Origin of the sequence: Deinococcus planocerae (genome assembly GCF_002869765.1) — a bacterium.
Lineage (GTDB): Bacteria > Deinococcota > Deinococci > Deinococcales > Deinococcaceae > Deinococcus > Deinococcus planocerae.
The window spans coordinates 25,457-47,920 of the sequence record NZ_PNOR01000032.1; the positions used below are offsets into that span (position 1 = coordinate 25,457).

The window sequence follows — 22,464 nt, forward strand, 5'->3', positions numbered from 1 at the left end:
GCCCCAGCCCTCCTCAAGCCACCCGCTCCACGCCACCAGCCCCCTACCCCTGCCCCGCCGCCAGCGCCGCCCCGATCACCCCCGCGTCGGGGCCGAGCTGGGCGCGGCGGATGGTGACGGGAGCGAAGGACGCGGCGTACTCGTCGGCGGCGGCCTGCACCCCCTGGAAGAAGGGGTCGCCGACGCTGGCGACGCCGCCGCCGATCACGAAGACTTCGGGGTCGAGGATCTTTTGCAGGTCGGCGAGGGCCACGCCGATGGCCCGCGTGGCCTGGTTCACCACCCGGCGGGCGGCGGGGTGGCCCTGGGCGGCGAGCGAGAAGGCCTCGGCGGTGGACACGTCGCGGTTCAGGGCGTAGCTCGCGTCGCGGGCGATGGCGGTGCCGCTGGCGACGGCTTCGAGCGCCCCGTCGAGCCCCGCGCCGCTCACCGGCCCGCCCGGCATCACCGTGATGTGCCCGATCTCCCCGGCGATGCCGTGCCTCCCCCGCCAGAGTTTGCCGTTCAGCACGATCCCCGAGCCGATGCCGGTGCTCACCGTCACGTACACGCTGCTCTCGGTGCCCCTCGCCGCGCCCAGGTACGCCTCCGCCAGGGCGGCGGCCTTGGCGTCGTTCTCCAGCACCACGCGCTGAGCGAGGCGGTCGCGCAACCCGTCCACGAGAGGCACGTCGATGAAGCCGTAGATGTTGGGGGCGAACTTGACCCGGGTGCGGTCGCTGTTCAGGGGGCCGGGCACGCCGACGCCGACGAGGGTGGCGTCCGGGTGCCGCGCCTGAAGCTCGCGCACCTGGGCGGCCACAGCGTCGAGGACGGCCTCCCAGCCGGTCTCGGGAGTGGGCTGGACGTGGCGGTCCTGGAGTTCTCCGTTCCGGAGAACGCCCGTGGCAATCTTGGTGCCGCCGACGTCCACGCCGATGCTCGTTTGATTCACTTCGTTCACCTCGCAGGGGGAGTGGGGCGCGGCCCGGAGTCTGGAAGGGCTTCCAGCCTGCGGGCCCGGGGGCGCGGCGGGGCCCTGCGGCCCGCACTCTACCCCGGGCCCCGGCGGGCGGGTCAGGCCCGCTCTATGTCGGGCGCGTCCCCGTCCCCGCCGCCGAGGAGCGCGAGCGCCTCCGGAAGCTGCACCTCGGGCACGTACAGACCCACGTCGCCCATGTACCCGCCCGTCTCGATCTCGATGACCGGGCTGCCCATCGCCCACTGGAAGGGGGTGCGCACCACGCTGACCACGCCGCCGTCCGACAGGGTGCGCCGCCAGCCCTCGGCGAGCAGCCGGGGCAGGGTGTCGAGGCGCCCCCACACGTCTCCCTGGTACATCCCCCGGTCCTCGAAGTGGGGCCCGCCGCTCACGTCGGCGCGCTTCCGGGGACGAGCAGCGGGGCGAGGACCGCGCGCACCCGCTCGGGCAGGGGCTCGGGGCGGTGCGCCTCGTCCACCCGGACCTGCACGGTGCGGGCGTAGGCGCAGGGCTCGCCGTCGGCCAGGAGGCGCGAGACGACCGTCCAGCTCGTGCGGCCCAGGCGCTCGACGAGGTTGTCCACCCGGACCCGCTGGCCCCAGAGCACCTCGCGGCGGTAGTCGAGCTCCAGGCGGGCGATCACCGAGTGGTCCTCGGTCTCCCGCACGCCGAGGTCGCTCATCAAGACCACCCGCGAGGTCTCCAGGTACTGCACGTACACGGCGTTGTTGAGGTGGCCCATCGCGTCGATGTCGCCGTAACGCATCTGGATCTCGGTGCGGTGGGCGCGGGTCCAGTCGAGCTCGGCCAGGTGGAGGGGCGCTGGCGGTTCGGCGGCGCGCGCGGAGGGGGAGGGGGTGCCGCTCGTCATGGGGCCATTATGCCGGGGCCGCCCCCTGCTGCGGCGCTATGCTCTGGCCCATGACCGCCCCCGACCCGCCGCCCTCCCACCCGGCCCACGGCCTGCGGGCGCGCTGGCGTCAGGTCCGGCGCCTGCCCTTTACCCTGATGCTCGCCTCGCTGCTCGCGGGGCTGGGGATCGTGCAGCTCACCTTCCAGCTCGGCAACCTGGGCTACCGCAGCGTGACCTGGGTGCGCGAGACCCGCGAGACCCAGGAGCGCGTCGAAGGTCTCGAGCGCGACGTGCGCGTCCTGAAGGAGGGCGTGGCCGCCGCCGAGGACCCTGCCTACCTCGAACAGCTCGCGCGCTGCCAGGGCTTCGTCGGGGTGGAGGAGGACGTGATCGTGGCGGTGGGGGCCCCCGAGACCCCCGGCGAGAACTGCGCGGCGCGGCGATTGCCCTGAGCCGGGCGGGCGTATGCTTCGGGGTATGTCACTCGTCGTGCTGGTCACCGTGCCTCCCGAACGCGCCGGGGAGATCGCGCGCACCCTCGTCGCCGAGCGGCTGGCGGGCTGCGTGAACGTCGTGGGGGGCCTGCACAGCGTCTACCGCTGGGAGGGCGAGATCGCCGAGGACCCCGAATCGCTCCTCATCATCAAGACCACGGGCGAGCGCTACCCCGACCTCGAGGCGCGCGTGCGGGCCATGCACCCCTACGAGGTCCCCGAAATCATCGCCCTCCCCTTCGACCGCGCCCTCCCCGAGTTCCAGAGCTGGCTCCTCGCCTCCACCACCCTGAGCGGAGGCTAGACCCCGGCCCCGGCCCCGGGCCTCGCCCCTCTGGACTGCGTTCAACGTTGAAGCTCTTGCATGCACTTTCATAGATGAACTCCAGCTCAAGACCCTACACTGGGGTATGACCGTGCACCGGGAGGAGGCGCAGCGGACTCAGGCCACGACGTCTGGCCGGTCCACGGCGCGGGCGGCCTCCCCGACCCCGGTGCCCCTGGAGGGGCTCGCCCTGCTGGAGGGCAGCGACCCCACCCTGATTCTGGAGCGGGTGGGGGAGCCCCTCCCCGGCGAGGCCGACTGGCCGGGAGGGGCCTGGCGGGGGGCGTTTGCCAACCACACCTTCGCCCGGCTGCTGGGGCAGACGCCCGAGCTCCTGCGCGGGGCGAGCCTGGAGGCCCTCTTCGCGGGGGCGGGGGAGAGCCTGCGGGCGGCGTTTCCGGAGGCGGCGGAGCTGGCCGCCCGGGGGCAGCCCTTCCGGGTGGACCTGCCCCTGCGCTCGGAGGACATCCGCTGGATGGAGGCCCAGGTCACGCCCCTGCGGCTGGGGGAGGGCGCGGGGACGGTGACCCACTGGCTGGCCGCCCTGCGCGACGTGACGGCGCAGCGCCAGGCGCTCGCGCTCGCCACCGGGCACACCCGCGCGATGCACCTCGCCGCGCAGGGGGCGCCCCTCCCCGAGATCCTGGGTGCCCTGATCGCCACCCTCGACGAACGCCTGCCCGGCAGCGCCGCCTGCGCCTCGCTGTGCGACGGGGACGACCTCGTGCTCGTGGGCCCGCCGCGCCTGCCCCCGCTCGCCGGGGGGGCCCGGCAGCCCGCGCGGGAGACGCGCGCCTTTTCCTGCGGGGGGGCCGTCTTCGAAGAAAAGCCCGTGCTCGCCCTGACCCCGCAGGGCTTTCCGGACGCGCTGCGCGGGCCCCTCGTCGAGGCGGGCTACCGCCGGGCCTACAGCGTTCCCATCCGCGAGGCGGGCGGGCCGGTGCTCGGCGCCCTGACCCTCTACGGACGCCGGGCCACCCCGCCCCACCCCACCGAGGCGGGGCTCCTCGCGCAGTTCGCGGACCTCGCCGCCCTCCTGATCGCCCGGCGCCTGGCCCTGCGCCGCCTGGAGTACCTCGCCTTCCACGACGGGCTGACCGGTCTGCCCAACCGGGCGCGCTTCATGGCCGTGCTGGAGGAGGCGTGCGCGGCCCTGGCGGGCCCGGCGCGCGCACCCCGGCGGGCGGGCGCGGAAGCCTTCGCGGTGGGCGTGCTCGACCTCGACGGCTTCAAGCTCGTGAACGACGCGTACGGGCACGCCGCCGGAGACGGGCTGCTCGTCACGCTCGCCGGGCGGCTCACCGCGGCCCTGCCCCCGGGGGTGCTCGTGGCGCGCATGGGCGGCGACGAGTTCGCGCTCTTCGTGCCGGGAGGTGGCCCCCGTCGCCTGGGGGCGGTGCGGCGCCGGGTGGCCGCCGCCCTGACCTCCCCCTTCACGGTCGGGACGACCCCCGTGCGGGTGGGCGGAAGCCTGGGCTGGAGCCGCGCCCCCGCGCAGGCCCGCACCCCCGACGCCCTGCTGCGCCACGCCGACCAGGCGATGTATGGAATCAAGCGCGTGACGCGCGCCGCCCTCGCCAGTGCCCACAAAAAAGCGCCCCCCGGCTGGGAGGCGACCCTGGCGGGCCCTGAAGGACTTGAACCCTCGACCTACGGTTTTGGAGACCGCCGCTCTACCAACTGAGCTAAGGACCCACGCGCTGCCCCGGAACACGTCCCCGCCAGCGAGCCCGGGCAGCATAGCAAAGGCCCCGGCGGGCGCGCAAGGGTGGACGCCTGAGCCGCCGAGCCGCCGCGAAGTCCTGGGTTTGGGGACGACCCCTGTGCGGGCCGCTCGCCGGGTCAGTCAGCTTCGCCGACCGCTCCCCCGAGCCTGGGACTGCTCCACAGGAGAGGGGAGCCACGGGGCGAGAATCTTGGGGAAGAAAGCCTGAGAAGGGGGGTGTCCATCCATCCGGACCCCTCATAGGGGAGAGCTCTCCTGCGGCGTCCTCCGTCACGACTCCAGACCCCCCACCCGAGCTAGGCTGCGCCGCGTGCCCCCCGACCCCAAGACCCGGCCCCTCCCCGACGGAGCGCGTGAGCGGGCGCCGCTCGTGCTCGCGGCGCTGGAGGCCCTCTACCCGGACGCCCGCACCGAACTCGTCTTCCGCACCCCCTTCGAGCTGCTCGTCGCCACGGTCCTGAGCGCCCAGGCGACCGACGTGAGCGTGAACGCCGCCACGCCCGCCTTATTTACCCGCTACCCCGACGCCCACGCGATGAGCACGGCGGGCGCCGAGGATCTCGAACCGTACATCCGCGCCATCGGGCTGTCCCGGGCCAAGGCGCGCAACCTCGCGGCCCTCGCCCGGCTGCTCGTCGAGCGGCACGGGGGCGAGGTGCCGAACGACTTCGGGGCCGTGGTCGCCCTGCCCGGCGCGGGGCGCAAGACGGCGAACGTGGTCTTGAGCAACGCCTACGGCTACCCCGCCATCGCCGTGGACACCCACGTGGGCCGCCTCGCCCGCCGCCTCGGCCTGAGCGTGCAGACCAACCCCGACCGGGTGGAGGCGGACCTCGGGGGGCTTTTCCCGCGTGAACGCTGGGTCTTCCTCCACCACGCCCTGATCTTCCACGGGCGCCGCGTCTGCGTGGCCCGCCGCCCGCGCTGCGCCGAGTGCGTGCTGCTCGCCTTCTGCCCGCAGGTCGGGGTGGAGGCGTGAACTGGCGCTTTTCGCGTCAGCTCTGGCTCTACCTTGCCTCGGCCTTCACCTTCGGGCTGTCGCAGGCGTTCGCGGCGCTTTTCCTGAACTTCTCCCTGCGGGCGCTGGGCCTCGGCGCCGAGTGGCGGGGGCTCGTCACCGCCCTCCCGGCCCTCACCCTGGCGGGGCTGGGCCTGCCCGCCGTGGCGCTGGCCCGCCGCATCTCCAACGCCCACACCCTCAAGCTCGGCAGCGCCTTGAGCGTGATCGGGGCCGTGATCCTGGCGCTGGCGGGGGGACCGGGGGCCGCCATCGCGGGGGCGCTCGTGCAGGGGGCGGGGGCGGCGCTGCTCTCGGTGGCCGGGTCCCCCTTCATGGCGAACCACAGTGACGAGACCAACCGCGTGACCCTGTTCAGCGTGCAAAGCGCCCTGATGACCGGCGCGGGGTTCGTGGGCAACCTGCTCGGCGGGCAGGTCCCGGGGGCGTACGCGGCGGCGACGGGCACCGCCCCGGACGGCCTGGAGGCGCTGCGGGCGGCGCTGCTCATGTCGGCGGGCTTCCAGCTCGCGGGCCTGATCCCGGTCCTCCTGCTGCGCCCCAGCGGGAAACCGCGCTCGCCGGGCCGTTCCCTCGCCGTGCGCGACAAGCTCACGATGATCCGGCTCGTCGCGCCCAACGTGCTCGTCGGGCTGGGGGCGGGGGCGACCATTCCCTTCCTCAACGTCTTTATCGAGGGCAAGTTCGACGTGGACTACGCCGGGCTGGGCACCCTCTTCGCCTGGACGAGCCTTGCCACGGCGGCGACCGCCCTCCTGCAACCTCTCCTCGTGCGGCGGCTGGGGCAACTGACCGCCGTCCTGATCGTGCAGGCGGCGAGCCTCCCCTTCCTGGCGTTGCTGGGTTTTGCCCCGCAGCTCTGGATGGTGAGCGCGGCTCTCTTTACCCGCGGCGCCCTGATGAACGCGGCGGGCCCGGTCTATTCCGCCTACGCGATGTCCGCCCTGCCGGAGGAGGACCGCCCGATGTACTCCGGCATCAACCTGATCGCCTGGGACGCGGGCTGGGCCGTGAGCAGCCTCATGTCCGGGGTGGTGCGGGGGGCGCTGCCCTTTTCCGTCGCCTTCAACGTGCTCTTCGCCTGGACCCTGCTGATGTACGCGGGGAGCGTGGTCTTGATCTACCTGGGCCTGTACCGCCCCGCGCGGCGCAGCGGACACCCGGCGGCGCGGGCGAGCGCGGGGCCCACCTCCTGAGGGCCCCCGTTGCGGGGCCACTCTCTGAAGGCCTTCCCGGCGCCCGGCACCTGGGGCGGGGGTACACTGAGCCCCGATGAGTGACACCGGACCCTTTCAACGCCTGTACCGCGTGCAGCAGCTCGACCTGGACCTCGACCGGCTGCGGGCGGAGGAGGCGAGCATCCCGGGTGACCTGCGGGAGGCCCGCGCCGAGCAGGAGCGCTTGAACAACGAGCTGGAGGACACCGAGATCACCCTGGAGGGCGTCGAGAAGAGGCTGCGCCAGCTCGAACAGGACCTCGCCGGAACCCGCGAGCAGGTGCAGCGCGCCCGCGAGGAACAGGACAAGAACGCCTTCGACGCCCGCACCCAGTCGCAGTACGGCAGCCGCATCCAGATGCTCGGCGAGCGCGCCGAGGAGATGGAAGAAGACCTCACGCCGCTGCGCGAGCGTGTCCGCGACCTCTCGACCCGGGCCGCCGAGCTGCGCGCCGAGCACCGCGCCCTGCGCCCCCGCCTCGCCGAGCTGGAGGCCCAGGACGAGGCCCGCGTGAGAGGGTTGCGCGACCAGGGCGCCGGAATGCGTGACGAGCGGGCCACGCTCGTCGCCGCCCTCGACTCCCGCACCGTCAAGGAATACGACCTGATCCGCAAGTCGAAAAAGGGCCTGGGACTGGCCGAAATCCAGGGCGGACGCTGCACCGGCTGCAACGTCAACCTGCCCGTCAACGTCCAGCAGCGCGCGGCCCAGGGCAAGTTGCCCCCCGTCAAGTGCCCGTCGTGCGGGCGGTTCCTGATCAAGCTGGGTTAAACGGCGGCAGGGGCACAACCGGCTTGCGCGAGGGCCAGTCTCTGGACTTCTCCCGAGGCCTGCCCACATCTAGTACCCGATCCTGAAGAGGCCTACAATCTCTTGTACCCGGGAGCGTGTACAGTCACCCGACAAAAGTAACCGAATCGTGATTCGGCCCTGACCAAGCGCACTCCCTCACCGGGGAGTGGGGCTATCCCTGTCATTTCAAGGAGACTTCGCCATGACCACCGCGCCCGACCGCAACCTCAGCAACTTCGACGAGAACGCCCACCACATCGCCAGGCGGCAGTACCTCCAGCCCGGCGACGGCGACCTCGGCGGCATGTTCCGCCGCATCGCCGACTGGGTGGCGGGGGCAGAGACCCCGGAGGCGCGGCTGGCGTGGGCGCAGAAGTATTACGACCTGATGGCGGAGAAGAAGTTCTGCCCGGGTGGGCGCGTGCTGGCGGGAGCGGGGACGCAGCACGGGAACGTTCTCAACTGCTTCGTGCAAGGTGCGACAGATCACAGTCCTGAGAGCTTCGACGGCGTGATGGAAGTCGCCAAGAAACTCGCCCTGGTGACCAAGGTGGGGGGCGGCAACGGGGTGAACCTCGACGTTTACACGCCCCGCGCCGAGAGCAGCCGCCCGGACGCGGGGGTGCGCGGCTGGGCATACATGAGCGCCGCCCACCCCGATGTGTCCGACTTCATCGACGGGTTGATGCGGCCCCCCACCCAGCCCGACGGCGAGAAGCAGCCCGTCGCGGTGCGCAACTGGACGCGGGTGGTGTACGGCCACGCGATTCCCCCCGAACTCGTCGCCTCCGCCCGAATGAGCGGCGTGCAGATCGTCCGCGCGCTCCCCGACGGCGTGCAGCCCGTCGCCGACGACATGGGCGGCATCATCGACGCGGCCCGCGCGGTCGCCGAGAGCGCCAAGGTGGGCGTCGAGCCGCGCATCGACCTCTCCGAGATGCGGCCCGAGGGAGCGCCTATCAAGGGCTCGGGGGGCACGAGCAGCGGCCCAGTCTCCTTCTTGATGGAGATTTTCGACAACTTCCTGGAGTGGGCCAACCGGGGCGGGGAGACGAGCGGGCCGATCAACACGCTGCGGTTCGTGTACGCGCCAGTCCTTCGAGTTGTGAGGCAGGGCGGCACCCGACGCGGCGCTGGGATGGCGACCATCTCCATCGAGCACCCCGACGTGCTGGACTTCCTGACCGCCAAGGACCTCGACCGCGAGGCCGCCGAGGGCGACATCTCCACTTTCAACATCTCCATCCTCGTCACCGAGAAGTTCTGGCAGACGCTTTCTGGCGACGGGCTGTGGCACGTGGACGTGCAGGACGTGCCCGGTAAGTATTACCTCGAAGCGCAGGGCGGGATGTACGACGGGCGCCTGCCCACCCTCCCCGAACGGGCGGAGGACGGGGCGCGCGGGGTGCCGCTGTACCGCACCGCGCCGCAGGGCCGCTACAACCCCGCCGACAAACGGCCCGGGATTCCGGCGAAGTGGCTGTGGGACCAGATCGCGCAGCACGCCTGGGCGACGGGGGAGCCGGGCTTGATCTTCGTGGACCGGGTGAATGAGTACTCGGCGCTCAAGAACCTGGGGAAGCGGTACGAGATCAGGAGCACGAACCCGTGCGTGACGGGGGATACGCTCGTCGCGGTGGCCGACGGACGGGGCGCGGTGAGCTTCCGTGAGTTGACCGAGGCGGGCGTGGACGTGCCCGTGTACACGAAGGACGACCGGGGCAACGTGGCCGTGCGCTGGATGCGCAACCCGCGCGTGACGGGCTACGACCAGCCCATCTATGAGGTGACGTTCGACGATGGGCTGAAGGTCCGGGTGACGGGAAACCACCGATTCAACCTGACGGACGGCACGGCCCGGGAGGCGCTGGCGCTCCAGCCGGGGGACTCGGTGGCGTCGCTGACGCGCTTTCATGCCAAGTTCGACGAAGTGCTGCCGCACATGACGAAGACCCGGAGCCAGAACTACGTGTGGCTCACCAGCGGCAAGGGTCAGCCGAAGGGCGAGCACCGCCTCATCGCTGCCTTCGCCCTTGGCCGCGCTCTCAAGACGGGCGAGGTCGTACATCACCGCGACTACGACGCGCAGAACAACCGTCTCAGCAACCTAGCAGTCATGACGGTGGAGGCGCACGACAACCTGCACCGGGCCGACATGCTGGGCGACAACAACCCCATGCGCGAGCGGTGGTGGGGCCAGCTCACGGACGCTGCAAAGGACGCCTACCGCAGCCGTATGAGTGCCGTGACCTCCGGCGAGCGCAATGGCCGCCACTCGGGGCTGAGTCACAACGAGCTGGTGGAGGCCGCCCGGGAACTCGCCCGAGCCCTGGGCCGAGGGTTCACGAACCGCGAATGGCAGACCTACGCCAAGGAACGCGGCCTCCCTCAGAGCTTCTCTGATCACCGCGAGGCGGAGCTGGGGAGCGTGAACGCCCTCTCCGAGCGGGTGGCCGCCGAACTGGGTCTGCCTGCCCTGCCGCGCGGTGTGGGCCAGTCCCGTCAGGCCGTCCATAACTTCGACCTGTACCAATCGGCGCTCGCCTCCGGTTACGTGGCCGTGCGGCACGAGGGCAACTTTTACCCCATCGTCACCCGCGCCTGTGAGGACTGCGGCACGCACTACGAGCAACCCTGGAACCGCCGCGAGGTGAGCTACTGCCGTCCCTGTGGCCTGAAGCGTGCCTCCGCCGCCGGACGTGAAGGGGCGCGGTCCACGATGGGGCGGGTCAGCGAGAACACCAGCGAGCGCCAGGTGCGGGCCTTCAACGACTTGAAGTTCCGCCTAGGCCGTCGTCCGCTCAAGACGGAATGGGAAGCCCACTGCCGTGAGGCAGGAGTGCCCGTGCGTCTCCATCCGGGCGGCTTGCCGACTTACGCCTCTCTGACTGAGCGCGCCAGCGTGGCGAACCACCGCGTCGTGGCGGTGGAGTGCGTAGGGCAGGAGGACGTATACAACGGTACGGTGGACGAGTTCCACAATTACTACATCGGGCACCACACTGTATCTGCTCAAGGCGAAAAACCTCGCTTCAGTTACGTAAATACCCGACAGTGTGGTGAGATCCCACTTACAATTGGAGAACCCTGTGACCTCGGCGCCATCAACCTCGCCGCCTACGTGAAGGGCAGCACCTTCGACTACCCGACCTTCCGCGCCGACGTGCGGACCTGCGTGCGCTTCCTCGACGACGTGCTCGACGTGAACGTCTTCGCGCTGGAGGACAACCGGGTCGCCTCCCAAGACCTGCGCCGCCTCGGCCTGGGCGTGATGGGCCTCGCCGACGCCCTGATCAAGATGGGGCTGCGCTACGACAACGAGGCCGGACGACAGGCGATCTACGACATCATGAGTGCCCTGCGGGAAGAGGCGGTCGCCGAGAGCGAACGGCTGGGTCAGGAACGGGGCGTGTACCCCGTCTACCAGCGTAACGCGAAGAAGGTTCCGCACGGGCCGCGCCGGAACGTCGCCGTCCTGACCGTTGCACCAACCGGCACGACTAGCATGCTCATGGGCGTCTCCTCCGGCATCGAGCCCGTCTTCAGCCCCTTCATCTGGCGCAAGATCGGCTCGGAGTACCGGGCGCTGCTGGCCCCCCTGTTCGTGGAGCTGCTCAACCAGTACCCGGCCCCCGCAGGTCTTGAGAAGGACGGCGGCTGGGACTGGGACAAGGTGACGGAGGCGATCAGCGAGAACCACGGCTCGGTGGTGGGCCTCGCCTTCATCCCCGAGGCGCTGCAACAGGTGTTCGTGTGCGCCCACGACATCAAGCCGGAGGACCACGTGCGGATGCAGGGCACCGTGCAGCGGGCCTTCGACGACGGGGGGCAGCACGCGTCGAACAGTTTGTCCAAGACGATCAACCTGCCCAATTCCGCCACCGTGGAGGACGTGCAGGGCGCCTACAGCGAGGCGTACAAGACGGGCTGCAAGGGCATCACCGTCTACCGCGACGGCTCGCGCCAGTTCCAAGTGCTCTCCACCAGCAAGAAGAAGGAGAAGAAGGCCGAGGAGACGCCCGCCGAGGCGGTGGCCGAGGTGATGGGGGAGAAGACCGAGGAAGTCGTGACCCAGCCCGAAGTCCAGAGCGTCCCCGCGCCCGCCGCCGTGTCCGTCCCCCTGCCCAGGCCCACGGCCCACAACCCGCAGCCCACCACCCCCGTCTACGAGCGCCCGGTCCGCCTCCAGGGCATCACCGACATGGTGAAGCTCACCGACCCGACGAGCGGGCATCGGCGGTCCTTCCTGGTCACCGTCAACCACCTGGGCGGCAAGCCCATCGAGGTCATGGTGATCAGCGGGCGCGCGGGCGACGAGGCGAACGCCGACTCCGAGGCGCTGGGCCGTGTGGTCTCCATCGCCCTCCAGCACGGCGTTCCCGCCCAGGCCCTGATCAAGACCCTGCGCGGCATCAACGGCGGCCTCTACGGCAGCTACAACGGTCGTCTGGTGGGCTCCAAGGCCGACCTGATCGCCGTCGCCCTGGAGACCTTCCAGAAGGACATGGATGCCGCCGCTCTGCCGCCCCTCGCCGGGGCCAGCGTGGACGCGCCTGCCCTCGCCCCCGCTGCCCCGAGCGGCGTCAGCGTGGAGGGCCTGAGCCGCGAACGCTGCCCGGTGTGCGAGGAGCGGGCCGTGATCCGGGAAGAGGGGTGCCTGAAGTGCCAGGCGTGCGGGTACTCGAAGTGTGGCTAAGGAGATAAAATGCCTTTTAACGCGAAAGCTTATAACGTGGTAATTGCATCACCTTCAGATGTGACAGAAGAGAGGGACGCCGTTGAAAACACTGTATTGAAATGGAACACTGAAAACGCTGAGCACCATAAGTTAATTTTTCTACCCGTTAGGTGGGAGAATAACACACTGCCTGAGTATGGAAGGAGGCCCCAAGAGGTAATCAATAGTCAGATAATTAGAAATAGTGACATCTTAATTGGCATCTTTTGGACGCGTCTTGGGAGTTCAACAGGAAGAGCTGACTCAGGAACCATAGAAGAGATGCAAGAAATGTTAGAAGCGGGCAAAAGAGTAATGCTTTATTTCTCTTCAAAGAGGTCAGACACAGATTCCATAGATGCGGATCAGTATGCTGCCGTCAAAAAATTTAAAACTGAGGCGAGTCAGAAGGGTTTGCACGACTCGTTTTCAACTACAAGCGAGCTCATAGAAAAGTTGCGTCGCCACCTTGATAAATTGGCAAGATCGTTGGATGGCTATGCGGATGTAGATGGAGCTGACACAACCGTAAATCGGCCCAACAGGGACTTAAGCATGATAGATCTAGCTATTAAGAACGTCGGCTCCCTCAAGTATCAGTTTGAAATCGAGCGAGATAGTGAACCCATTAATGAAAGACAGGGTAAAGTCATACTGAGAAAAGCGAAAAGTATATTGATGTCTATGCACGATGTACCCCCAAGCGACCATTCAACGGCTAGAGCACTTCGTGAACTTTTGATCGCATTTACAAAGATGGATGAGTTTGGTATCTATGCGGATGGAGGTGAAAGCTGGAGGCAGTTCTGGGTTAGTGGTGTAGAAGTGTTGGATGAGTCCAGAAAAACTTTAGAGGAGCTGAAGAAAGTTGCTTAATGCTGATAAAATCACCCAATCTATATATGAGAGACTGGCAGGTTTGCTTGAGGAGGAGTATTGTCGAGTGCATGGTAAATTTGCGGAAGCGGCTGTCGAGGATGGAGAACTCAAGGTGAGGTGTTGTTGCGAGGATTTAATGGGCCGCTGTAAAGAGAAAATCTCGGGTGCCTCTTAGGAGCCTTAGTAATATGGGCAGCGTATGGTTTGGCAAGGAAACGTGTTGTTAAGATCATTTCAAAAGCCTCTCTTGCTGATTTCACTGTTATCAGTGCCTACAAAAACACCTTTATAGCCTCGCAATCGGCGACGCCACCGGCCTAATGGTCTGCCCCTGCGCGATGTCGAGGAGTGAATCAATGGTGTCTCATCATTGATTCTCGGTGGAATCATATCTATCGAGAATCAATGGTTCACTTGAACGGTGAAGGGAATGCCTGAGACCTGCCTTGCTTTCTGAACAGGCTTTTCTCCCCCTCAATCCTGACTCGTGATGAACGGCAGGTTGCGGTCGAATTGGGCGCGGTCGAGGCCGTAGCCGTAGACGAAGGCGTCGGGGATGGTGAAACCCAGGTACTCGACGGGGACCTCGACCTTGCGGCGGCTGGGCTTGCTCAGCAGCGCGGCGACCTTGAGGCTGGCGGGGCCACGCCCCTGGAGGTAGTGCAGGAGGTAGTTCATCGTGATGCCGGTATCCACGATGTCCTCGACGAGGAGGACGTGCCTGCCGCTGATCGGGAATTGCAGGTCCTTGACGAGCTTGACCTCGCCGCTCGTCTGCTTGGCGTCACCGTACGAACTGGCCTGGAGAAAGTCGATGGTGCAGGGCAGGCCAAGCGAGCGCACAAGGTCGGCGTGGAAGAGGAAGGCGCCGTTGAGGACGCAGATCAGGTGGGGGTCCTTGCCCTGGTAGTCGGCGCGAATCTTGCGCCCGAGCTCCTGAATGCGGGCCTGAAGCTGCTCGGGCGTGATCTGCACGGGGCCGTTGCCGGGGGCGAGGCTCATATCGCGCCCAGGCTAACACGCGGCCCCCGGTCTCTCTCTGCCCGCCCGTATACTCCGCCCCATGACGGGCGGGTTTGCGGTGAATGTCGAGCGGGTGCCGGGCGTCCTGGGCCGCATCGTGCGCGAGCGGGTGCAGGACTACGCGGGGGCAGAGGAGACGCCGGGTCCACCCCGTCCCCGCCAGCGGAGGTTCCACGCCGCCCTCTCCGGCCCGGCCCTCGCCCTGGTCGCCGAGGTCAAGCGGGCCAGCCCCAGTGAGGGCGCCATCGCCCCCCTCAACCCGGCGCAGGCCGCCCGCGCGTACCAGGCGGGGGGTGCCTCGGCCATCAGCGTCCTCACCGAGCCCCGCCACTTCGACGGGAGCCCGGAGGCGCTGCACGCGGTCGTGGCCGGGGTGGACATTCCGGTCCTGCGCAAGGATTTCGTCGTCCACCCCGCCATGCTGCGCGAGGCCGCCGACTGGGGAGCGTCCGCCGCCCTGTTGATGGTCAGCGTGCTCGGCGAGGCGGTGGGCGACTACCTGCGGACGGCCCACGGGCTCGGCCTCGACGCGCTCGTGGAGGTCCACGACGAGGCGGAGCTGGAGGTGGCGCTGGCGGCGGGGCCGGAGATCATCGGGGTGAACAACCGCGACCTGACCACCCTAAGTATCGACCTCGGGGTGAGCCCGCGCCTGATCCGCCGTGCCCGGGAGGCGGGCTTCACGGGCGTCCTCGTCGCGGAGAGCGGCTACCGCACGCCGGAGGACCTGGCCGGAGTGCGTGACCTCGCCGACGCCGTGCTCGTAGGGAGCAGCCTCGCGGGCAGCGGCGACCTGGAGGGGGCGGCCCGGCGCCTGCTGGGGCGTTGAGTCCCACGCTCCGCTTCCTGGGCACAGCGGACAGCAAGGGCGTGCCGCGCTTCTGGTGTGGCTGCCCCGTCTGTCAGGAGGCCCGGACGGAAGGCGTGAACCGCCGCACCCGCAGCGCCGCCCTCGTCCGTGGAGCAGGTCAAACCCTGCTCCTCGATTGCGGCCCGGACCTCCACGGGCAGCTCGCCCGGCTGCCGGGGCCGCTTGTGCCGGACGCGGTGGTCGTCTCGCACGCGCATAACGATCATCTGCTGGGACTGGGGGACCTGCTGGACTATGCCGTCTACGCGGGGGGGGACCTGCCCATGAACGGCGCCCTGGCCGGGCAGACGGCGCTGGCTCCCCTGCCGGTCTACGCGCCCGCCGAGGTTCTGCCCCAGATCGAGGACCGCTTCCGGTACGCCTTCCGCAAAGGCCCCCGCGTCCATCCCTTCCCCGAGGAGGGCCTGCGAGTCGCAGGGGTCCACGTCCGCGCCTTCCGCGTTCCCCACGGGGCGAACGGGCACAGCCACGCCTTCCGGCTGGACGGCCCCGGCATCCGCACCGCGTATGTGACCGACGCCATCGACATCCCCGAAGAGACGGTGCGGACGTGGTTGACGGGCCTCGACCTCCTGATCCTCGGCACGTCCTTCGCGGACGAGTCCGGGGCCGTTCACGCCACCCGCAGCGTGTACGACGTGCGCGAGGCGGTGGCGCTGCCGTGGGCGCGGGCGGCCCGCCGCGTCCTCCTCACCCACCTGTCGCACGACGTGGATGTGCGGGCCGTGGGGCTGCCGGAGAGGTGGGCCTTCGCGCGGGACGGGCTGGAGACCCGGCTCTAGCCTCTGGCCCCGCTCTACACTGCCCCCATGCTCGCCGCCCTGTACCTGCTCCTCACGCTCGCCTTCGCCGGGGTGCTGCTCGCGCTCCTCCTGCGGCCCGGCGCGGCGCGGGCGGGCGCGGTGTGGGGACTGGCGGCCCTGCTGCCCCTGCTCGCGGCCTGCGCGGGAGCCCTGGTGGGGCAGGCGCGCGCCGCCCGGGTCCTCGCCGGGTTTGAGGCCCGCCCGGTGACGGTCACGGTCACGAACGGGGACGCCTCCCGCACCCTCACCCTGAGCGCTCGGGATGCCGCCTGCGTCGAGCGGGCCGTGCGGCTCCATACCCGTAGCGAACTGCTCACTCCTGAAGGATCGGTGCCCCTCCTCCCAGACACACGGGTGACGGGTTCCCTCCCGCCCCAGGCCGTCGTGGAGGCGCTGGGGGTGCGTGGGGGGCTGAGCTGCCCGGGGTTGCGCGCGTTGCCGGGGGAGGATGCCGGGGAGTGAGGTTGGGCGGGGAGGGGCGCTGAGGGGCGCTTCGGTTCACCCCCTCTGCTCCGCAGCTTTTCGAGTCCCAGCCCCCCTCTGCAAGCAGCTCTGCGAGTCAAGGGGGAGGGGCGGAAAGATGGGGAGTGGGCGGTAAGCGGTGTTGGGGTTGGTCACGCGCCCCCTCACCCCGACCCTCTCCCGCAAGGGGAGAGGGAGCGAAGAAGCCAAAGCTTTTGCGCTTTTCAAAACGCAAATCCGGATGGCCGATGAGTGGACGGTCCTGGCCCACCACCACGTCGGCTCGCGCAGCGAGACGGTGGGCTCGCAGATGGGACACGACAAGTTCAGACATTGCGCCCAGAAAGACACGACCACCCACGCCGCCCGTAGACCCTTGCCGAGCGCAGCGACAAGCTCCCCCTGCCCTCCTGGGGGTAGGGGGCGGGGGGGTGGGGGCAAACCGTCGCAAGTCGCCCTGCCCCCTTCACTCCCCCAGATACCGCCGCAACTCATCCAAACTGTGCCCCGTCCCGATCACCACCAACTTGTCGTGAGGCCGAAGCGTATCCTCCGCCCGCGGCGTCACCTCCACCTTCCCCGCCCGGCTGATGGCGATGACCTGCACCCCAAACCGCCCCGTCAGGTTCAGGTCCCGCAGCGACCCCCGCAACCGCTCGTTCGCCTCGATCTCGACGATGGCGTAGTCCCCCCCCAGGTCGAGCGTATCCACGATGTTCGGCGTGGCGATCTGCCGCGCGAGCCTTACCCCCATGTCGTGCTCGGGCCGGATCACCAGGTCGGCCCCGATCCGCTCCAGCACCCGCCGCGCCATCTCGTCCACGGCCTTGGTAACGACGTAGGGCGCGCCGAGGCTCTTGGCGTTCATCGTGGCGAGGATATTCGCCTGCACGTCCGTGCCGATGGCGACGACCACCACGTCGAAGTCGGCGGCGCCGATGCTCCGCAGCGCCCGCTCGTCGGTGGCGTCCACGATGGCGGCGTGGGTGACGCGGTTCATCACCCGCTCCACGTTGTCCTCGTTGTGGTCGATGGCGACGACCTCGTGGCCCATCTCGTAGAGGGTGGTGGCGACGGCGGAGCCGAAGCGGCCCAGGCCGATCACCAGGCATTGTTTGGTCTTCATTCGGGCGGGCCTCTTTTCGGGAGACAGGGTAGCGCGGGGCAGGCCGGAATGGGGAGGTCGTCGGGGTGCCTCCCCGCCCCCTACCCGACCAGAATGTCGCGCTCCGGCGGATACTGGACGCCCCGTGTCTGACTGCCCCGCAGGCTGAAGGAGGTGGCGAAGGTCAGGGGGCCGATGCGCCCGAGGTACATCAGCACGCTCAGGATCACCAGACCGGGGTCGTTGATCAGGTGGGTGGTGTTCATGCTCAGGCCGACGGTGGCGGCGGCGCTCACCGTCTCGAACAGCAGGTGGGTGAAGCCGAGTCTCGGGTTGGTGGCGAGCATGGCGAAGAAGGCCGAGGCCACCATCAGCGTGTAGAGGGTGGTCACGGTCCCCGCCCGCACCAGGTTTTCCGGCTCCACCCGCCGCCCGAAGACGATCAGGTCGCCGCGCCCGCGCACCATGTTCCACGCGCTGCCCACCAGGATGGCGAGGGTGCTCGTCTTGATGCCGCCCCCCGTTGAGCCGCTGTTGGCCCCCACGAACATCAGGGCGATCAGCAGGAAGAGGCTCGCGCTCGTCATCGCGGAGATGTCCACCGTGGCAAAGCCCCCCGAGCGCGGCGTCACGCTCTGGAAGAAGGAGGCGAGGAGCTTGGTCCCGAGGTCGAGCGGCCCGAACGTCCGCGCGTTCGTCCACTCCAGCACGAGCAGGAGGACCATCCCCACGAGGAGCAGCACCCCGGTCGTCAGCAGGGTGAGCTTGGAGTACACCAGGAGACGGTTGCGCCGGGGATTGAGCAGGTGGGTCACCGCGTTGAGCTGCACCAGGAAGCCCAGCCCCCCCAGGATGATCAGCGTGCTGACCGTGAGGCTCACGAGGGGGTCGCCCACGTACTGCCCCATCCCGCCCGGCACGACCACGAAGCCCGCGTTGTTGTAGGCACTCACCGCGTGGAAGACCGCCTGGTACAGCCCCTCGCCCCACCCGAACTGCGGCACGAAGCGCAGGGCGAGGAGCACGGCCCCCGCCCCCTCCGCCACGAAGGTGTACAGGAAGATGATGCGGATGAGGGACACCACCCCGCCCACGTCGAGCGCGTTGATCTGCTGGACGAGGTGCTGGCGCTCGGTGAAGTTCACCCGCCGCCCGGTCAGGAAGGCGAAGAGGGTCCCGAAGGTCAGGATGCCCAGCCCGCCGATCTGCGAGAGCACCAGGATGATGACCTGCCCGGCCCGCGTGAACGTCTCGCCCGTATCCGCCACGACCAGCCCGGTGATGCAGATGGCGCTCGTGGCCGTGAAGAGCCGGTCGATGGAGTTCAGCGCCGCGCCGGGGGCGGTCACGCCGGGGAGGTGCAGCAGCCCGGTCCCGAGCGCGATCCCCACGAGGTACACCACGGCGATGAGCTGCGGCGGCGTGAAGCGCGACATCAGCGACCGCCGGGGCGGGCCGGACGGGCGCGGGGCTCGGGGAAAGGGAATCAGCATGGGTTACCCGATCAGGATGTCCTTTTCCGCCGGGTACTTCACCAGGTCCTGCTCCCCCCGGCTGTTGAAGGCCACCGCGAAGGTCAGCGGCCCGATGCGCCCGAGGTACATCAGCCCGATCAGGACGATCTCCTGCGCCGGGTTGAGGAGCGGCGTGGCGTTCATGCTCAGGCCCACCGTGGCGAACGCACTCACCGCCTCGAAGAAGAGCTGCACGAAGAGGACGTTCGGGTTGGTGTTGAACACCAGCAGCAGGATGAACATGACGTTCACGAGCCCGATGCTCAGCAGCCCCACCGTCATCGCGCGGATCACCGTCTCGCGGTCGATGCGGCGGCTGAACAGCACGATCTCGCCCCGCCCGCGCACCATGCTCCACGCGGAGGCCATCATCACGTAGAAGGTGCTCGTCTTGATCCCGCCGCCCGTCGAGCCGGGATTCGCCCCGATGAACATCAGGATGATGGAGATAAAGAGGGTGGCGAGCCCCATCGCCCCGTAGTCGAGGGTGTTGAAGCCCGCCGTGCGCGTCACGACGCTCTGGAAAAAGGAGGCGAGCAGCTTGTCCTCCAGCCCCAGCGGCGCGAGCGTGCGCGGGTTGTTCCACTCCAGCCCCAGGTACGTCAGCGTGCCGATCAGGAGGAGCGCTCCCGTCATCGTCAGGGTCAATTTGCTGTGGACGAGCAGGCGGTTGCGCCGGCGGTCGAGGAGGTGCGCGACCACATTGAGCTGCACCAGAAAGCCCAGCCCGCCCAGGATGATGAGCCCCGCGGTGACCATGCTCACGAGGTCGTCGCGCACGAAGCGCAGGTAGTTGTCGCTGTAGAGCGCGAAGCCCGCGTTGTTGAAAGCACTCACCGAGTGGAAGACGGCGTAGAAAAGCCCCCGCCCCCACCCCTCCAGCGGCACGAAGCGCAGGGCGAGGAGCAGGGCGCCGACCCCCTCGATCACGAAGGTGTACAGGAAGATGTTGCGGATGAGCGGCACCACGTCCCCCGCGCTGAAGGCGCTGATCTGCTGGGCGAGCCGGATGCGCTCGCTGTAGTTCACCCGCCGCCGCGTGACGAGCGCGAACACGGTCCCGAAGGTGATGATGCCCAGCCCGCCGACCTGAATCAGGATCAGGATGATGACCTGCCCGAGGCGGTTGAAGTCGCGCCCCGGGTCGATGACGTTGAGCCCGGTCACGCACAGGGCGCTCGTGGCCGTGAAGAGGGCTTGCAGGAAAGTCACGTCGCGGCCCGGCCCGTGGGTGACCGGCAGGGTGAGCAGGACCGCCCCCACCAGGATCCCTACCGCGAACGAGAGCGCGATCAGTTGCGGCGGACTGACCCGCGAGAAGAGCCCTTTGCGGACGCGCGCCGCCGGGTCGGACGTTCGGGGGGGAGGGGAGAGTGCCATAGGGAAACGGGCGATTCTATCACCGGCCCCCCGCCCTCTATACTGCCCTGCTATGCCGCGTTCCCCCCGCTCCGGAAGTGCCCGCCCCCACCGCCCGAAACGCCCGCAGGGAGACCACCGCGCCCGCCAGCCCGCCCACGAGTACGTCGCCGAGGCCCTGCCCGGTCTGGAGGAGGTCGCGGCGGCGGAACTGGGGGCCGTGCCCCTGGCGCGCGACATCCGCGGCCTGCGCTTCTGGTACCCCGGCGACCCCGAGCGCCTGACCCGGCTGCGCGGCCCGGTCGCCGTCTACCGGGTGCAGGCCTGGGACGTGCCCCGCCCGCGCGGCCTGCTGGGGCACCAGCAGTTCGGGGAGCTGACGGCCTACCTCGGCGAGGTCGTGCGCCTCGGCGGGCACCGCTCCTTCCGGCTGGCGGCGGCGGGGCGCGAGTCGAGCGTGATGGGGCGCATCGCGGACGAACTCCAGTCGGCCCTGGACCTCCCCTTCGACCCCGAGGAGGGCGAACTCCTGATCCGCCTGCGCCCCCAGGAGGACGGCCCCGGCTGGGAGGTCCTGGCGCGCATCACGCCCCGGCCCCTCTCCGCGCGCGCGTGGCGGGTGTGCAACCTGGGGGGCGGCCTGAACGCCACGGTCGCCTTCGCCCTGCACCGGCTCGCCGGGCAGCGTGAGGAGGACCGCATCTTCAACCCCATGAGCGGCAGCGGCACCCTGCTCGTCGAGCGGGCGCTGATGGGTCCCTCCGCCGCGATGGTGGGGGTGGACACCGACCCCCGCGCCGTCGAGTGCGCCCGCGCCAACCTTCAGGCCGCCGGGCGCGACGTGGAGGTCGCCCAGGTGGACGCCCTGCAAACGGGCCTCCCCGCCCGCTCCTTCGACCTGATCGTCTCCGACCTTCCCTGGGGCGACGCCATCGGCGACCACCGCGCCAACGCGGCCCTGTACCCCGCCTTCCTTCAGGAGATGCACCGCCTGTGCAGCCGCCACGGGCGCCTGGTGGTCCTCACCCACGAGATTCGGCTGTTCGAGCGGCTTTTGCGCGAGCAAACCCATTGGCACGCCCGCGAGCTGTTCCAGGTGTACAGCGGCGGGCACCATCCGAAGGCGTACCTGCTGGGGAAGACCTAGAAGAGACTCACCCCTCCGCCCCCCTCAGCCCCGCGCTGAGGTCCATGCTGGGCACCCCGGGCGACACCCACGGGTTGCCCCGGATCAGGAAGCGCCACGGCAGGTTCTTCCCCGCCAGGATGCCGACCCGCGCCGTGACCTCCACCCGCTCGTCGGGCAGGGGCTCGCCGGGGAGGAGGTGCAGGGCAGGGCCGGTCACGGGCAGGCCCGCCACCGCCGCCGGGTCGAGGCCGAGGGCGTAGACGAGCTTGGCGGGCCCGTTCGTCAGGTCGCGCTCGCGGGTCACGGGGCGGTGAGTGAGCATGGTGCCCAGGCCCTCCAGCGGTTCCAGGGCGCGGATCAGGACGCTCGCCGAGACGCCTTCTTCGCGGCAGGCGACCTGCAACAGCGGGTGCCCGTGCGCCGACCAGAAGAGCCAGTGGCCGGGCGCAATCGCCATCGCCACGGTGCGGACGAGGTGGAAGCGCCCGGCGGCGCAGGCGGGGTCGCGCGGGCAGTCGTACGCCTCGGCCTCCACCACCCGGCCCGCCAGCCGCTCGCCACCGGGCAGGACGCGGACGAGGGTCGCGCCGAGCAATTCACGGGCGACGCGCGTGGGGTCGCGGTCGAAGAAGGCGGGGGGGAGGGGAGAAGTCAAAGGCTCATTCCTCTCGGCGCGGCAGGCGGAGGTAGATCACGGCTCCCAGGAAGAGGAGCGCTGCGACAAGCATCATGCCCGTAGAGAGCAGATCATCGCGTGTTGCTGGCCGCGACGTGACCGGGTGAGCGTCAGTCCTCGGCCATCCCCAGGCGAGCGTCAGTGCCACCTGAGTCGTCAGAAAGACCTCCACCCAACCTGGGGCACTCATTCGGCTTGCCCCCCAACCCCGCCACCATCCATATGCAAGGACGCCCAGGGCCAGCCCCCTGAGGCCCGTCGTGACATCGAGGGTGAGGTCTGACAGCAGCACCAGCGTGCAAAACCACGTCACCGTCCCCAGCCACAGGGTCGACAGAACCCGACGCCGGAGCCTGACCCGTTGTGTCCGTTGTGCCTCCGAATTGAATCTCAGACCGACTCCTTCCGTACTACTCAGAACTTGCACCTGAATAGGTAGCGAAAAAGCGCTCCCAGGGGCGAGAAAGAGGGTGTGTGGAACCTCAAGCTTCGCGGGGAGCGCGCTCGTATTTTGGCAGATGCGCTCCTCGCTGTCCCGA

At 69.2% G+C, this 22,464-nt stretch carries 19 protein-coding genes, 1 tRNA gene and 1 pseudogene; 12 read left to right on the top strand and 9 right to left on the bottom strand.

From position 1 onward, the window contains the following. Positions 1-43: 43 nt before the first annotated feature. The 3 genes from A7B18_RS16315 to A7B18_RS16325 form a co-directional block, all read right to left on the bottom strand. Positions 44-934: an ROK family protein gene (locus A7B18_RS16315; protein ID WP_245872927.1), complete on the bottom strand. Its 891-nt coding sequence runs from the start codon at positions 932-934 to the stop codon at positions 44-46. Between the two features lie 122 nt (positions 935-1,056). Then, on the bottom strand, positions 1,057-1,320 hold the full coding sequence (locus A7B18_RS16320; RefSeq protein WP_102127783.1) for a hypothetical protein: 264 nt from the start codon (positions 1,318-1,320) through the stop codon (positions 1,057-1,059). Positions 1,321-1,349: 29 nt separating this feature from the next. Continuing rightward, the gene (locus A7B18_RS16325; RefSeq protein ID WP_102127764.1) at positions 1,350-1,832 is read right to left on the bottom strand and encodes an acyl-CoA thioesterase; all 483 of its coding nucleotides are present in this window, start codon (positions 1,830-1,832) and stop codon (positions 1,350-1,352) included. Between the two features lie 50 nt (positions 1,833-1,882). Here A7B18_RS16325 and A7B18_RS16330 point away from each other — a divergent pair, with 50 nt between their 5' ends. The 3 genes and pseudogenes from A7B18_RS16330 to A7B18_RS23125 form a co-directional block, all read left to right on the top strand. Continuing rightward, entirely contained in the window at positions 1,883-2,266 is a 384-nt protein-coding gene (locus tag A7B18_RS16330) for a cell division protein FtsB (RefSeq protein WP_245872928.1), read from the top strand. A 25-nt stretch (positions 2,267-2,291) separates the two neighbouring features. Beyond that, positions 2,292-2,612, top strand: a complete 321-nt coding sequence (gene cutA, locus A7B18_RS16335; protein WP_102127766.1) for a divalent-cation tolerance protein CutA — start codon at positions 2,292-2,294, stop codon at positions 2,610-2,612. Positions 2,613-2,718: 106 nt separating this feature from the next. Continuing rightward, positions 2,719-4,149, top strand: a pseudogene (locus tag A7B18_RS23125) (diguanylate cyclase domain-containing protein); the annotation flags it as partial. Positions 4,150-4,252: 103 nt separating this feature from the next. Here A7B18_RS23125 and A7B18_RS16345 read toward each other — a convergent pair. Then, positions 4,253-4,328: transfer RNA gene (locus A7B18_RS16345), tRNA-Trp, on the bottom strand. Positions 4,329-4,669: 341 nt separating this feature from the next. On the opposite strand from A7B18_RS16345, the gene nth reads away from it, so the two are divergent. From nth to A7B18_RS21540, 5 genes are all read left to right on the top strand, one after another. Next, positions 4,670-5,338: an endonuclease III gene (gene nth, locus A7B18_RS16350; RefSeq protein ID WP_102127767.1), complete on the top strand. Its 669-nt coding sequence runs from the start codon at positions 4,670-4,672 to the stop codon at positions 5,336-5,338. After that, on the top strand, positions 5,335-6,573 hold the full coding sequence (locus A7B18_RS16355; RefSeq protein ID WP_102127768.1) for an MFS transporter: 1,239 nt from the start codon (positions 5,335-5,337) through the stop codon (positions 6,571-6,573). Before nth ends, A7B18_RS16355 begins: the two co-directional genes overlap by 4 nt. A 76-nt stretch (positions 6,574-6,649) precedes the next feature. Further along, entirely contained in the window at positions 6,650-7,366 is a 717-nt protein-coding gene (locus A7B18_RS16360; protein WP_102127769.1) for a zinc ribbon domain-containing protein, read from the top strand. 223 nt (positions 7,367-7,589) lie between these two features. Beyond that, positions 7,590-12,083, top strand: coding sequence for a TSCPD domain-containing protein (locus tag A7B18_RS16365; protein WP_102127770.1), 4,494 nt, complete (start codon positions 7,590-7,592; stop codon positions 12,081-12,083). Positions 12,084-12,092: 9 nt separating this feature from the next. Further along, positions 12,093-12,980 carry a DUF4062 domain-containing protein gene (locus A7B18_RS21540; RefSeq protein ID WP_146009567.1) on the top strand — a complete coding sequence of 296 codons (888 nt, stop codon included), beginning with the start codon at positions 12,093-12,095 and terminating at the stop codon, positions 12,978-12,980. A 477-nt stretch (positions 12,981-13,457) separates the two neighbouring features. On the opposite strand, the gene hpt is transcribed toward A7B18_RS21540, so the two are convergent. Further along, entirely contained in the window at positions 13,458-13,985 is a 528-nt protein-coding gene (gene hpt, locus A7B18_RS16370) for a hypoxanthine phosphoribosyltransferase (protein WP_102127771.1), read from the bottom strand. A 61-nt stretch (positions 13,986-14,046) separates the two neighbouring features. On the opposite strand from hpt, the gene trpC reads away from it, so the two are divergent. The 3 genes from trpC (at position 14,047) to A7B18_RS16385 (ending at position 16,142) form a co-directional block, all read left to right on the top strand. Beyond that, on the top strand, positions 14,047-14,835 hold the full coding sequence (trpC, locus tag A7B18_RS16375; RefSeq protein WP_102127772.1) for an indole-3-glycerol phosphate synthase TrpC: 789 nt from the start codon (positions 14,047-14,049) through the stop codon (positions 14,833-14,835). Positions 14,836-14,930: 95 nt separating this feature from the next. Continuing rightward, positions 14,931-15,659, top strand: a complete 729-nt coding sequence (locus A7B18_RS16380) for an MBL fold metallo-hydrolase (protein ID WP_245872930.1) — start codon at positions 14,931-14,933, stop codon at positions 15,657-15,659. Positions 15,660-15,686: 27 nt separating this feature from the next. Continuing rightward, a complete protein-coding gene (locus tag A7B18_RS16385; protein ID WP_102127774.1) occupies positions 15,687-16,142 on the top strand; it encodes a hypothetical protein in 456 nt (151 codons plus the stop codon). A gap of 466 nt (positions 16,143-16,608) precedes the next feature. Here the strand turns inward: A7B18_RS16385 and A7B18_RS16390 are convergent, their stop codons facing one another. The 3 genes from A7B18_RS16390 to A7B18_RS16400 form a co-directional block, all read right to left on the bottom strand. After that, positions 16,609-17,268: a potassium channel family protein gene (locus A7B18_RS16390; RefSeq protein WP_102127775.1), complete on the bottom strand. Its 660-nt coding sequence runs from the start codon at positions 17,266-17,268 to the stop codon at positions 16,609-16,611. A gap of 80 nt (positions 17,269-17,348) precedes the next feature. Then, a complete protein-coding gene (locus A7B18_RS16395) occupies positions 17,349-18,740 on the bottom strand; it encodes a TrkH family potassium uptake protein (protein ID WP_180970201.1) in 1,392 nt (463 codons plus the stop codon). A gap of 3 nt (positions 18,741-18,743) precedes the next feature. Next, complete coding sequence (locus A7B18_RS16400; protein ID WP_102127777.1) at positions 18,744-20,141, bottom strand: TrkH family potassium uptake protein; 1,398 nt, start codon at positions 20,139-20,141, stop codon at positions 18,744-18,746. Between the two features lie 52 nt (positions 20,142-20,193). Here A7B18_RS16400 and A7B18_RS16405 point away from each other — a divergent pair, with 52 nt between their 5' ends. Next, entirely contained in the window at positions 20,194-21,267 is a 1,074-nt protein-coding gene (locus tag A7B18_RS16405) for a methyltransferase domain-containing protein (protein WP_102127778.1), read from the top strand. Positions 21,268-21,274: 7 nt separating this feature from the next. Here the strand turns inward: A7B18_RS16405 and A7B18_RS16410 are convergent, their stop codons facing one another. Next, positions 21,275-21,904 carry a DNA-3-methyladenine glycosylase gene (locus A7B18_RS16410; protein ID WP_102127779.1) on the bottom strand — a complete coding sequence of 210 codons (630 nt, stop codon included), beginning with the start codon at positions 21,902-21,904 and terminating at the stop codon, positions 21,275-21,277. Positions 21,905-22,464: the final 560 nt, after the last annotated feature.